The 13,967-nt window shown below is 40.1% G+C and carries 11 protein-coding genes; 3 read left to right on the top strand and 8 right to left on the bottom strand.

Going from position 1 to position 13,967, the window contains the following annotated elements:
• Window positions 1–339: 339 nt before the first annotated feature.
• Window positions 340–2,457, top strand: coding sequence for a helix-turn-helix domain-containing protein (locus tag INF28_RS13040; protein ID WP_226393526.1), 2,118 nt, complete (start codon window positions 340–342; stop codon window positions 2,455–2,457).
• 1,233 nt (window positions 2,458–3,690) lie between these two features.
• Here the strand turns inward: INF28_RS13040 and INF28_RS11085 are convergent.
• A complete protein-coding gene (locus tag INF28_RS11085; protein WP_226393525.1) occupies window positions 3,691–4,563 on the bottom strand; it encodes a polysaccharide deacetylase family protein in 873 nt (290 codons plus the stop codon).
• Window positions 4,564–4,773: 210 nt separating this feature from the next.
• The gene (locus INF28_RS11080; protein ID WP_226393524.1) at window positions 4,774–6,261 is read right to left on the bottom strand and encodes a S8 family peptidase; all 1,488 of its coding nucleotides are present in this window, start codon (window positions 6,259–6,261) and stop codon (window positions 4,774–4,776) included.
• Between the two features lie 189 nt (window positions 6,262–6,450).
• Between INF28_RS11080 and galT the strand changes: the two genes are divergently transcribed.
• Together galT and INF28_RS11070 are read left to right on the top strand one after the other, a co-directional pair.
• The gene (gene galT, locus INF28_RS11075; protein ID WP_226393523.1) at window positions 6,451–7,434 is read left to right on the top strand and encodes a galactose-1-phosphate uridylyltransferase; all 984 of its coding nucleotides are present in this window, start codon (window positions 6,451–6,453) and stop codon (window positions 7,432–7,434) included.
• 106 nt (window positions 7,435–7,540) lie between these two features.
• Complete coding sequence (locus tag INF28_RS11070) at window positions 7,541–8,713, top strand: galactokinase (protein WP_226393522.1); 1,173 nt, start codon at window positions 7,541–7,543, stop codon at window positions 8,711–8,713.
• 43 nt (window positions 8,714–8,756) lie between these two features.
• On the opposite strand, the gene INF28_RS11065 is transcribed toward INF28_RS11070, so the two are convergent.
• From INF28_RS11065 to INF28_RS11040, 6 genes are read right to left on the bottom strand one after another with little or no spacing between them, the layout of a single operon-like run.
• On the bottom strand, window positions 8,757–9,446 hold the full coding sequence (locus INF28_RS11065; RefSeq protein WP_226393521.1) for a JAB domain-containing protein: 690 nt from the start codon (window positions 9,444–9,446) through the stop codon (window positions 8,757–8,759).
• Between the two features lies 1 nt (window position 9,447).
• Complete coding sequence (pyrE, locus tag INF28_RS11060; protein ID WP_226393520.1) at window positions 9,448–10,026, bottom strand: orotate phosphoribosyltransferase; 579 nt, start codon at window positions 10,024–10,026, stop codon at window positions 9,448–9,450.
• A 15-nt stretch (window positions 10,027–10,041) separates the two neighbouring features.
• Window positions 10,042–10,953 (bottom strand): dihydroorotate dehydrogenase, encoded by a 912-nt coding sequence (locus INF28_RS11055; RefSeq protein WP_226393519.1) that lies wholly within the window; start codon window positions 10,951–10,953, stop codon window positions 10,042–10,044.
• Window positions 10,946–11,698, bottom strand: a complete 753-nt coding sequence (locus tag INF28_RS11050; RefSeq protein ID WP_226393518.1) for a dihydroorotate dehydrogenase electron transfer subunit — start codon at window positions 11,696–11,698, stop codon at window positions 10,946–10,948. Before INF28_RS11050 ends, INF28_RS11055 begins: the two co-directional genes overlap by 8 nt.
• A gap of 29 nt (window positions 11,699–11,727) precedes the next feature.
• Window positions 11,728–12,630 (bottom strand): orotidine-5'-phosphate decarboxylase, encoded by a 903-nt coding sequence (gene pyrF / locus INF28_RS11045; protein WP_226393517.1) that lies wholly within the window; start codon window positions 12,628–12,630, stop codon window positions 11,728–11,730.
• A gap of 30 nt (window positions 12,631–12,660) precedes the next feature.
• The gene (locus INF28_RS11040; protein ID WP_226393516.1) at window positions 12,661–13,944 is read right to left on the bottom strand and encodes a dihydroorotase; all 1,284 of its coding nucleotides are present in this window, start codon (window positions 13,942–13,944) and stop codon (window positions 12,661–12,663) included.
• Between the last annotated feature and the right edge of the window lie 23 nt (window positions 13,945–13,967).

Below are 13,967 nucleotides of genomic sequence, written 5' to 3'. Positions count from 1 at the left end.
TCAAGATGAAGGCGAACAATTTTCTTCTTGAATTCAGTTTCATAGTGTTTCATTTGTAACATCCTCTTTTCCTTCTAAGATTATATCTTTTTTGGTAGTAGTGTTACAACTATAATATATCACAACACATATACTAAAATTTTAAATATATCTATATTTGTTAATCTTGACATATTTCATCTTTTATGCTATATTGCAAATTAGAGTTGTACATCATGAGAATAGATTTTTTATTATATATATCATTTAGACTCAGATACCGTTTTACTAACAAAACTATCTATAAATATCAATCACATCTTTGGGCGATCCTTTTATATCGGGGAGGTAAACATAATAGTGAATATAAAATTAAAATACCAATACCTAATTAATAAGTATAAACAAAGCAAAATTATTCTTATAGCTATATCCCTGCTTGCTGCCATGATTCTCATTGCAGCAAGCATTTTTGCTCTTTATTTTAATAATGTTTTTAAAAATTTTTTTATTGACAATGTAAATTCATCTCAAAATAGTGCAGCTGAAAAAATATTAGATCTAGAAACACAACTAAAAAATATTTCTGCTCAAATATTAAACAATTATAATGTTGTTTCCCTGCTTTATTCGGAACAAACAAACGATTTGGAAAATATTGACAAGGCCATTCGTTACATTTCATCTATGAAAATTGTAACCAACATAAAATCTATTCGCATTATTAAACCAACAGAAGGGCTAATTTGGACGGATACCAATATGAACCCGCAAACACTTGATGAATATTATTTGCAGAACCCTATGGATGAACAAATACTTTCAAACTATGAACAAAGTAAACAATCATTTTTTTCAGACCCCCAAGAAAATATGATTACTTACATTTTTAATGACAATTCTGGCCGTTTAGTATTATTTAACTTATCCAACGAAATCTTTAGTGAAATTATGACAAATTTATCTCGCTATTCTAATTCATGGATTTATTACAACAACACACTCCTGTATGAAAATGAAGGGAATTTTTTTGATGTTTTAACAAATGAAAAAATAAAGAAAAATATAAATGAAGAGAAAAATCATTTTCTTTCTGATCATGCTCTTTATGTGCACAATCAGTTCAATAATCTCTCTTTTGTCACAAAAATAAATTACAATAATATTATCATAGATGGGTTAAAAACTACCTCCTTTATCTGGATTATTACTTTAAGTTTTATTCTCATTTTAATATTGTTATTTATGATGACATCAAAGTATTTCAAAAATATTATTAGTAAATATATTTCGCAGCTCGCTTCAATTGAATACCGTGCAAATAATGATAAGCTGGAAGAAACCATTTTTAAAGTATTTAATGCAGCACCTCTTAACACAAAAGAAAAAAATATGCTCAATACCACAATGAAAGCTACTGAAAAAAAGTTCTGTGCAGGAATAATTAAAATTGATAAATATAAAAAAATAATAAGTGAGTATTCGCCGAATGATATTGTTCTGTTAAAATACGCTATTCGCAATATTACAGAAGAACTTTTTGCAACAGAAGGTACATGTAAAACCATTGATCTAATGGAAGATAGTATTGCTCTACTTACGCAACTAAATAATGACGCACATCTTGAGCAAATCACATTAGAAATTAATAAGAATTGCAATAAACATTTGGGAATTTCTCTTTCCTTCGCGTTTACAAGAACGCTTTCAACGGTTGAACAACTTATACAACATGCATCTGTAACAAATGAATTAATCAATTATACTTATTCTGCCCCTGAAAATGCACTTATACTTGAAAAAGATATTTTGGCTCGGCAAGAAGAAAACCACTCGGAATATCCTCTGCAACTGCAAGAAGAAATTATTCATACACTCAATACTAATACCGGACAATCGATTCAGTTGGAAAATTTATTAAACCAATTTATGCAAAAAACAAGATTTCTTAATCGTCAAATTGCAGAAAATTGGCTTCTAACTTTAGTAATGAATACCGTCAATAATGCCAAAAACTTAAAAAATAAATATATAGACCATCAGTATTTCCTAGAAATCATCAACAGTGACACATTGGAAGAATCCATTAATTGCTTTAAAAGTATACTTTTTCCTCCGGCTAATGACAAAAAAGAAGATTTAGCTGATACTGCATTTGCAAATATGGTAGAAAAACTAACAGAAGAAAATTATGCCGACCAAAGTTTTGATCTAACTTATCTTGCAGATAAACTATACCTAAACAAAGTATATGCTGGCCGTAAATTCCGACTAATATTTCATCAAACTTTTTCGCAATATCTTACAGAATACAGAATTCAAAAAGCATGTGAATTACTTACCACAACAAATCGACGTGTAGGAGATATTGCAACTTTGTGTGGTTTTAACAGTTCAGCATACTTTGTTACGATCTTTAAAAAGTACAAAAATATGACCCCTCAAACATATAGAGAAAAAGAAACTGGAAATAAATAAAATTCAGAATTATACTACGCATATAGAGATGACAAATTAAAATATTTTATATGTATTAACGATTGAATACCGAAAAATCATTTATTAAAATAGATAAATAGAAATGTAGATTTTGTGTTTATATATGAACTGGCTGCTCCTTATTATTCGGCAAAAGGGCAGAAATCTATCAACCTGGTCACACTGATAAAATGGTGACGATTGGATCTATACGGAATCAAATTCGAAAGTCGGCTGATCAATGAAGTGAAACCCAATATGGTATATCATTATCATTCACTGTTCAGCCAAAATTGGCAATGAAAATTTCATGATAACACGCTTTTTCAGGATTTTTCATTATATGATTGAGTACATAGACGGACTTATAACAGGGAAAAGCATAGTTATTGATAATCCTTTTATTCCAGTAAGTGTTTTCAGAGGTAACAGGATAGAAGTAACACACACGATGGTATTATATGTATGAAAGGGCACTATTTGTGTTTTAATGTGTTTGTGAATAAAAAATCAGCCTGGGATATTCGGATCATGCAGCAATTGCAATGATGATAAGTATTTGCCACACTAACCCATGGGTCGGAAATTGTTTCGAATCAATCTCAACCCGTTTTATCTGGTTTTTTATATCAAGATACATAGATAGATACGGCACGTTGACTTACAAAGCAACAAAACTTCTACGCATCATCTAGAGCAGAAGTACATTGTGGCCCACACAAATGATAATAAGAGCTTCACACGCGCAAAGGGCGCTTTCTATTTATACTGACTTTAAATCTAAAGCATATAGCAAAAGTTAAAATAGAACTTTTAAATTCGTTATTATTGATAATATTTTCCCTTATCAGCCTTAGTTTCAAAAATTTTTGCAAAGTAAATTTATTTCTACTTTGTCAACAGATTCTCTTGAAAGAAAACAATCAAAATCAAGCTAAAACAAACTTAGGGATCGTTGCGTTAAAAATAATTCATACAGAAAAAACGGGCGCAAACATCAAAAACTATGGTTTACTGATGAGGTACCATCATCCAATTCTTTTTTAAAAATTGAAATTTCATATGGGGCCAATATTTAAAAAATGATCAAGAAATATGAAAGAGCTCCACAGAACAATACGTAGTAAATTACGATTCATTCATTTAGCGGAAGTAACGCCTAAAATCATATACGAAAGGGATCCTCCTGACGGAAGCTCCCTTTCATATATTCATATGGAAAAAATGGTATGGTTAATTCATTGCAGCACGCAAAATATTCTCCGCACTTTTTTTATTGGATCGCAAAAATCGATTGAGCATAAAAAGGCAGTTGGGATCACCTTTTACAATGCAATTCAGCTTTTCTTCGCAGGACAAAGTCGCTTCAAATCCCATTTTTTCTAGAATTTCATAAGAAGCTTCACTGACACTACCAAAAGGATACGTAAAGGCAGACGGCATATAACCGGTATGTACTTTCATTTCCTCCTGCAAACGTCCCACATCTGCCCAAAGCATCTGGGCATAAGCTTCCTCACTTTCACCTTTTTTCTTTTTCGCGCCATCCCGGCCTTTAGTATTGCTGTGAAGATCATAGCTATGATTCTGAAATTCTACTAACCCAGACTGCATCATCTCATTTACCTGATCCCAAGTAATATGGGAATATCCTGGATTTTCGTCTGGCGTATTGGTATATAAATCAGTATATTTTCCAATTAGCGAAATAACAGCCTTTGCCTGGTATTTTTGTAAAAGCGGGTATGCATAGCAGTAATTATTAAAATAACCATCGTCAAAAGTCAGCATCACCGGCTTTTCCGGCAAAGTTCCGTCCTCTTTTACATACTGAATTAATTCATCTATTGTTACAGTTTGATAGCCTTCCTGCTGCAAATATTTTAAATCTGCCTCCAGCATATCAGAAGAAATCACAAATTGACCGATACGTGCAGGATCTTCCGTTACTGCATGATACATAAGAATTGGCAAAAAAACACCGCTTTCCTCCTGAGCATGAACTGAAAAATCATCACTTTTTACCATAAAAGCTGTAAAAACAGTAATCAGCAAAATGGCCGCAGTAAAATAAATCACCAAGGTGCGAAGACGGATTACAAACATGAATCTCTCCATTCCGCCGCTGTGCGCCGGCATAATTCATAATAAAATCACTTATCCGCACAGCAAAAAATGATAAGGATTTTGCCCTTAATGCATTTTAATACATGGCGCAAAAATTTATCGCCGGGGCATTTTCCGGAGGCCTATCGCAAATATTCGGCTCTCCTGCTTACATTTTATGAAGCGCGGTGCGGAGATATACCCGATAATTTATTCAACCGCTGGCAATAAAGGCCGCATCCAATCAGATCGATCCCAAAATATAGATTTTGCTATTTCATTTTCTGCCAGCCCTCCTGCAACTTCTGCCTTCAAAATTCCATTTGCCTCAATACTTTCCACTGGATTTTCAATAACTCGTAGCAAAGCCCCGGTTTCTTTGTCATAAATTCCCCAAGCCTGAAAAGCCTTTATAGGCTGATTTGACACATTCCGGTATTCTACTGAAAGCACAGAATCCGTTTTTAATACCCGGGAAACCATCACTTTCTTCTCACTGTGTTCCATCGTTTTTTCCATAATACCGGGAATATTCAAAAGTCCCCAACCATATTGGTTATCCTTACCCAAATCACCTAAATCAGCAGAAGTGTTTTCAAGAATTTGTAAAAACGCATCCGCATCCATTTCAGGCCAAAGTTCCTTTGCCAGCGCTGCGGCAGCTGCCACATGCGGCGAAGCAAAAGAGGTGCCGGTTCCGAAACTATATCCCCCACTGCTCGAAGTGGATAAAACACTTACACCAGGCGCACAAACATCTACGGTCTCGTTGTCAACTGATGTAAAATAATATTCTTTATTTTTATTCACCGAGCCAACACCAATCACACCATCATATCCAGCAGGATACCGAATCGCAGTGTCCTCAAGGTTACTGGAAGATTTATTTCCGGACGCCGCCACCACAATCACACCTTTTTCCAGCGCATATTCCACTGCCTCGCGAATTGATTGTACATCTACGCCAAACCCCAAGCTCATATTAATGACATCACAATGATAAACATCTACCGCATCCTTAATAGCATCCAGCATAAACAGAGTATTGCCTTGACCAGATTTCCCCACAACCTTTAAGGATACAATTTCCGCTTCACTAATGCCGGCAATTCCCGTCTGATTGTTTTGCGTCGCAGCAGCAATGCCCGCAACTCTGGTTCCGTGTCCCACAGTGTCATCGGTATTGCTAGGATCAACATGGGACAAATCATGATCATTATGATCATCATTGGCATAATTTTGAGCAGCAACGACCCTGCCGATCAAATCTTCGTGAGAATCGTCTATCCCTGAATCAATGACACCAATTCTGATGTTTTCCCCGGTAATACCCCAATACCATGCTTTCGGCATTCCTATCATTTCCAGGTTCCACTGCTGAGAAAAATTCAAATCATCCGGCATGACTGGCACAGTCATCTCCTCAGCCAAATACACATCCACCACAGGTTCTGCATACACCACACCAGGCATCTGCATTACTTTTTCAATATCTGATTCCTGCACCTGATACAAATTCCATTCTGGAACCATTGGGGTCAGTATTTCATCTCCGGCCGCTTCTGACAATATAGTTACTGGCGTTTCTTTCAATTTTACAATATAATCCTGTCCAAAACTTTCAGCCGGCAGCCAACACAAAAGTACGAAACAGAAAATACTCAAAATCATATACTTTCGTATCCTTTTTTGTTCCATCCCAATATCCTCCTCGATTGCTTATAGTATACCATACTCTTTTTTTCTTGGCAATAACTCGAAAAATTTTTAACAAGTATATGGTTAGAATTTTGGGGTGTCAACGTCAATTATTTAATATTGACGGAAGAAAAGTTTATGATACACTAAAGTTAAAGAGTAAAGAAATAAAATCAAGGAGGTTATCTTATGGCTGAATTACGTTACAATCCACTGACAAAAGACTGGGTGATGATCGCATCCCACCGTCAGAACCGGCCGCAGATGCCCAAGGACTGGTGTCCGTTTTGTCCCGGTTCCGGAAAAGTCCCGGAAAATTTTACTGTTTATAAATATGACAACGATTTCCCGGCACTTTCTCAAACTCCGCCAGTTCCCGATGACGTTGCCACCGATCTTTACCAAACACGGGAAGCATATGGAAAATGCGAGGTTATTTTATATTCTCCCAATCACACCATTACATTGCCGGAGTTAAGTGTTGCCCACATCCGCGAACTTGTAGATCTCTGGACATCCCGGTTTGAAGAACTGCGTAAAGACAAAAAGATAAAATACATCTTTATTTTTGAAAACCGCGGTGATGTGGTAGGTGTGACTATGCCTCATCCACATGGCCAGATTTACGGCTACAGCTATATTCCCAAAAAACTTGAGGTAGAACTGGCTTCCAGTAAGGAATACCTGGCCGAAAAAGGCCGCTGCCTTTTCTGTGATATTCTGAAAAATGAAAAGGAATACAAAGAACGTATCATTTTTGAAAACGAAGATTTTGTTACTTTCCTTCCATTTTTCACTGACTATCCTTACGGCGTTTACATCGGCGCAAAAGAACACATTCAGAACTTGAGTCAGTTTAATGACCGTCAAAAAGATAATCTGGCCAAAATTCTGAAGGAAACAGCTGGTACACTGGACAGCTTATTTGGCTTCCCCTTCCCTTATATGATGTGTATGCATCAAGATCCAGTTAACAGCGAAGACTGCTCGGAATACTTTCATTTTCATATTGAATTTTTCCCGCCTCTGCGCGCTGCGGACAAGCAGAAATTTAACGCCTCTAGTGAAACAGGCGCATGGGCTGCCTGCAATCCCACTGCTCCGGAAGAAAAAGCACAAGAGCTTCGGGAAGCACACCAGCGTTTTCTAAAAAAGATGGCACATACTGACTAAACTGTCATAAAAAAGGACCCTTATACGCTCACAATAAGGATTTTCCTTCTACGGCTAGGAATTATCGTCCCGTATTGTTAATTTGTGAGCAGAAAGGTGATATCCTATGACAATTTCTGAATTAAAGAAAGAATTTATTCGCACATTCGGCGGTGCGGAAGAAGAACTCCGTGTATTCGCCTCACCGGGAAGAGTTAACCTTATTGGGGAACATACTGACTATAACGGCGGCTATGTTTTTCCGGCCGCACTTACTTTCTGTACCACAGTAATTGCCCGGAAACGCAACGATGACATAATCCGTATGAAAGCAACAGACCTTCCTGAAATCGTAGAAGGTAGTATCGGCACCATTGACCAATTTAAAGATCTGAAATGGGGCAACTATCAATTCGGTGTTTTTGCCGAATTGCAAAACGCCGGCTATACGCTTACCGGTGCAGATTTACTCTATCATGATACTACCCCCCACGGAGCTGGCCTTTCTTCCTCTGCTGCCATTGAAGTCTCCAGCGCCATTGCAATGGCTTCTTTGGGCGGTGCAACAAAGATTGATCATATTGAAATGGCTAAGCTCAGTCAAATGGCAGAGCATAACTATGTGGGAGTCAAATGCGGAATTATGGATCAGTTTGCATCTGCTATGGGACAAAAAGATCACGCAATTTTCTTAGACTGCAAATCATTGGAATATGAACTGATTCCCATCCAGCTAGACGGATACAAACTTGTACTTTCTAACACCAATAAAAAGCATTCCCTCGGAGCATCCAAATATAACGAACGTAGGAGCGAATGCGAAAGAGGACTGGAACAACTGAAAGAAAAGCTTCCAAATATTACCTGCCTGGGTGATGTTTCTTTAAAAGATTTTGAAGCTGCCAAAGATGTGATTACGGACGAAACAGTACTCCGCCGAGTACAGCACGTCATTGAAGAAGACGACCGGGTAAAACGCTCTATTGAAGTTTTAAAAAAAGGAGATCTGGATGCTTTTGGACAGTTGATGAGCGCCTCTCACCGTTCTCTGCGTGACTTGTATGAAGTTTCCTGCCCAGAACTGGATCTTCTTGCAGCAGAAGCACTGAAAATCGATGGTGTTTTAGGTTCCAGAATGACCGGCGCAGGTTTTGGCGGCTGTACAGTAAGCTTGGTTAAAGACAGCGCTGTAGACCAATTTATTAGCCAAATTGGAGAAAAATATCGGAACACGATAGGATACGAAGCCTCTTTCTATATCACTGAAATTGGTGATGGCGGCCGGGAAATAAAAGAATAAGTCAAAAAACCTCTGGAACCGATTGATTCAGTTCCAGAGGTTTTTAAAACGCATCCATTTGTTTCAAGCTAATAAATTCTCCGTGTGCTACAATAATATGATCGAGCAACGTGATACCGACTGTTTCCATACCACGATACAGTGCACCTGTTGTCACAATATCGTCGCGGGAAGGAATCAAACTTCCGCCAGGATGATTATGTGCTAAAATGACGTATTTTGCAGAAGTTCGGAGCGCAAGTTTCACCGTTTCCTTTACATAAATCGGCGTTTCTTCGGCATTACCTTCTGTAATCTTATCCACACGAAATGCCTGAAAATGTTGATTTAAACTAATCATAAAAAAAGTTTCCACCAACTTGCCGTAAAATAGTGTTTTAACATAATCCCCCATTTCTTCCACTGTCTGAAGGCAAGGATACCTTTTCTTTCCCTCCAGTATCATACACCTTTCAACACACCCCAACAGAGGAAACAGATCATGCAGGAACTGTGCTGTTCTTCTTCCTACGCCAGACACCTTCATTAATTCTTCCACGTCTGCCGTCAAAACACCATATAAAGAACCGCATTGCTCCAAAAGCTTATGGGCCATAGGATTGGTGTTTCCCTGCGGGACTGCTACAAACAAGAGTTTCTCTAATTGCTCATGCTCTTCTAAAAATTCAAATCCAAGCCTAGCAGCCTTTTCATCCAGTCTTTTTCTATGCCCCGCATGTTCTTCTGCTGCCATATTACTTCACCGCACGACTCCCCGGCTTCACAAGCGGCATTCCCGTTTTGCAAATGGGGCATTTGTCTGCTTCATAAGAAGTAATATCCATAGAAAAAGCGCTCCGATACGGTACTCCGAAATCGATTTTTCCGCCAGTACGATCCACAATAGACCCGATTCCTACAATCTTACCACCGCACTTTTCAACAAGCTCCATGACCTCTTTCACACTGCCACCGGTAGTCACAACATCTTCTACAATCAAAACACGCTGTCCTGGTTCAATGGTAAAACCGCGGCGAAGTGTCATCACTCCATTTTCTCTCTCAGCAAAAATATTTCTGACGCCAAGCTGCTTACCTACTTCATATGACATGGAAATCGCTCCGATTGCCGGACCGATTACGACGTCGATGGCATCATTTTTATACTGTTCCACCAACTCAGCACAAAGAGGAACGCTGTATTTCGCATCCTGAAAAATTTTTGCGCACTGCATATACTTATCACTGTGCCGCCCAGAGGTAAGCAGAAAATGCCCCTCCAGCAAAACCCCAGCCTCTTTCAGCATTGCAATAATTTCATCTTTTGTCATCATAGTCAATCATCCTTTCTAATCATTCATCTGTACTGCACCGACAATTTCATTGACATCCGCAATATTATTTTCATTCAAATACTGTTCAATCCCGTTACGCACCCGAATCCAGGCGTAAGGATCCACGATTCCAGCAGTTCCAACTGCAACTGCATTTGCACCAGCCAGCATAAATTCCACAGCATCTTCACCGGTTGTAATACCACCCATGCCAATAATTGGAATTTTCACCGCCTGCCGTACCTGATACACCATTCTAACCGCCACCGGCTTTACTGCTGGGCCGGACAAACCGCCCATATTGTTTCGCAGCACTGGCCGGCGTGTTTTTACATCAATACGCATCCCAAACAAGGTATTAATCAAGGAAACCGCATCCGCACCGCCGGCTTCTGCCGCCCGAGCCATTTCGGCAATATCCGTCACATTTGGAGAGAGCTTTACGATCAACGGCACTTTTGAAACCTGTTTCACCTGCGAGGTCACATTTTCTATCATTTTTGCATCGGTTCCAAACGCCATCCCCCCCTCTTTCACATTGGGACAGGAAATATTTAATTCAAACATATCCACGCTGTCTCCCAGCATTTCTGCCACCTGCACATAATCCTCAATCGTAGAACCTGCCAAATTGGCTATCAATTTGGTATCAAATTGCCTCAGCCATGGCAGTTCCGTACTTAAAAAGGCTTCCGCGCCCGGATTCTGCAATCCTACGCTATTTAAAATACCCTTTGGGGTTTCCGCAATTCGCGGTGAAGGATTTCCTTGCCTTGGCTTTACTGACAACGCTTTAAGACATATAGCGCCCAATTCAGACAAATCAAAAAAATCGCTGTATTCCCGGCCAAATCCAAAGGTCCCGGAACCAGTAGTAACCGGATTTTTCCATTCCACACCGGCAATATTCACTCGCATCTCAGCCATTCCATTCCACCTCCGCCCCATCAAATACCGGGCCGTCTTTACAAACCCTTTTGCGCTGTCCGCCTACCGTACACGTGCAGGTAACGCACGCACCAATTCCACAGCCCATCCGTTCTTCCAGGGAGGCCTGCACTGGAAGCGCGTTTTCCCCAGCAATCTGACAGACTAATTTCATCATTGGCGCCGGCCCGCAGGTATAAATCCGACTTACCGGATTAGAAGAAAGAATATTTTTTAAAACATCGGTAACAAAGCCATGATATCCAAAACTTCCATCATCTGTAGCCAAAAAAACATTCCGGCTTACCGTCGCAAATTCATCAGCCATAATGACTGACTGCTTGTTCCGAAAGCCCAGCAAAACGGTTGCTCTGCCCTTCATCTGCTTTGCCAAGAATAAAAGCGGAAAAACACCTATCCCGCCTCCAATCAACAAAACTGCATTTTTGTCCTCCGGATGCAGTTCGAATCCGTTTCCCAAAGGGCCCAAAATATCCAGACGGCTGCCCAATTCATACTTTGCAAGTGCATCCGTACCTACTCCTTTTACCTCAAAAACAAAGCGGATATAACGCTTATCAACAACATCACAGATGCTGATAGGTCTGCGCAAATAGGCTTCACCGCCGCACAGAATATGCAAAAACTGTCCCGTCCTGGCGTTTTTCGCCATCTCCGGACATTGAACCGTAAAATCATAGATTTTTTCTGCCAGTTTCCGCTTTCCGACCAACTCACATAACATTGATACTCCTCCTTCTCCTTTCTTGCCGTTTACAGTGCACTCAAAATATCATCACGCATCCGGATGGCTTCCTGCCGAGCTGCATCTCCCAGCGTCCCACCGTGTTTTTGATAAGCACACATAATTGACCGAGACGCATTCACAATCGCACCAAGGCCATCCTTGTTAAAGCTCTTTGCAACATCTGCAGCCTTGCCGCCCTGAGCGCCATATCCTGGTACAAGAAAATAAGTGTGAGGCATAATTTTTCTTAACGCTTCGGCCTGTTCTGGATATGTTGCTCCAACTACCGCACCTACACTACTGTAACCATGCGTACCAATTAAATCTGCGCCCCATTCCTTTACAAGCTCTGCCACATGTTCATAAATAAATTTACCGCCAGACTTCAAATCCTGCAGTTCGCCGGAGGATTGATTGGAAGTCTTAACCAAAACAAAAATTCCCTTTCTATTAGCGGCACATTCCTCTGCAAACGGCTTAACTCCATCGGTACCAAGGTAGGGATTTACCGTAAGACAATCAGCAGAAAAAGCAGCTGCCTCTCCGGAACCTAAAGCCGTTTTTCCAAGATAGGCTTTTGCATAAGCCTGAGATGTAGCACCAATGTCCCCACGCTTTGCATCTAAAATCACATACATTCCATTTTTCTTTGCATATTCCATCGTCTCTTTTAAACACCATAATCCCTCTAGACCGTACATTTCATAATACGCACATTGAGGTTTGACGGCTGGAACAATATCACACAAAGCGTCAATCAAGGTTTTATTAAAATTCAAAATAGCATGAGCGGCACCTAAAAAGGTTTCTCCGTATTCCTCAAACGCAGCCTTTTTCATCTCCTCCGGCACATAATCAAGCTTAGGATCCAATCCAGCTACCGTAGGGTTATTCTTTTCTTTAATTTTATCAATTAATATATCAATCAATGATGCTACCTCCTCTTTCGCTCAGTTCGTTTAGTATTCTGTATTTCGGTACACGATTTTTCCGCCTGTTATCGTCATGTCTACTCTTCCGTAAAGCTGAAAACCGTCATAAGGCGAATTTTTCCCCTTAGATTCAAATTTGGAAACATCTACCGTATACGTAGCATCCGGATCAAAAACGACAATATCCGCAATTTTACCAATTCCCAATGTACCACGGTCAAAACCAATTATCTGTGCCGGTACGGTACTCATTTTTTCAATCAGCTGACACAAGGTCAGCTTTCCGGTCTTCACCAAATAGGTAACACCCAAGCCAAGGGACGTTTCTAACCCTACAATACCGTTGCTGGCTTGTTCAAATTCCAATTCTTTTTCATCTCTGTGATGCGGGGCATGATCTGTAGCGATTGCATCAATGGTACCATCCTGAAGTCCTTCGATCACCGCGGCAATATCATCTTCATCACGAAGCGGCGGATTCATTTTTGCATTGGTATTAAACCCGTCACATGCCCGATCTGTCAGAGTAAAATAATGCGGTGCAGTTTCCGCCGTGACATGCACCCCACATTTTTTTGCAGCCCTGATTGCTTCAATCGAATCACGGGTGCTGACATGGCAGACATGCAGTCGGCCGCCTACCTGTTTGGCGATTAAAACATCTCGGCTTACCGCAACGCTTTCTGCCGCTTTCGGAATACCCCGAAGCCCCAACACGGTAGACATATATCCTTCATTCATACTCCCGTTGTCCACCAGTTCTAAATCCTCACTGTGAGAAAAAACAGGAATATCAAACATTTTCGCATATTCCAGGGCCTTACGCATTAATGACGAGGAAACGACCGGTCTTCCATCATCCGATACCGCTACTGCGCCCGCCGCAGCAAGTTCTCCAATTTCAGAAAGCTCTGCACCTTTCTGACCTTTTGAAATACAGCCTGCTGTCAATACATTAATCAAGCCAACTTCTTTTCCCCGATTTATGACATACTTTACCAAAGCCGCATTATCCACTACCGGCTTGGTATTGGGCATACAAACCACCGTAGTCACACCGCCTTTTGCCGCAGCGTGACTTCCCGATGTAATATCCTCTTTATATTCCAAGCCAGGTTCCCGGAAATGAACATGTAAATCCACCAATCCCGGTGCCACGACCTTTCCGGAAGCATCATATACTTCTGCATCCGGAGCAACAATTTCCGGCTCAGCTTTCTTTATCACACCGCCATCAATCAGCAAATCCATCACGGCTTCGGTATGATTCTGAGGGTCAATCACCAAACCGTTTTTTATCAACAAACTCATATATTCTCCTCCTAAAGGCTCTG

The sequence above is a fragment of the Ructibacterium gallinarum genome (assembly GCF_014982785.1).
Lineage (GTDB): Bacteria > Bacillota > Clostridia > Monoglobales > Monoglobaceae > Ructibacterium > Ructibacterium gallinarum.
Note: the sequence above shows the minus strand (reverse complement) of the source record. Positions and strands in the feature narration are given on the sequence as shown.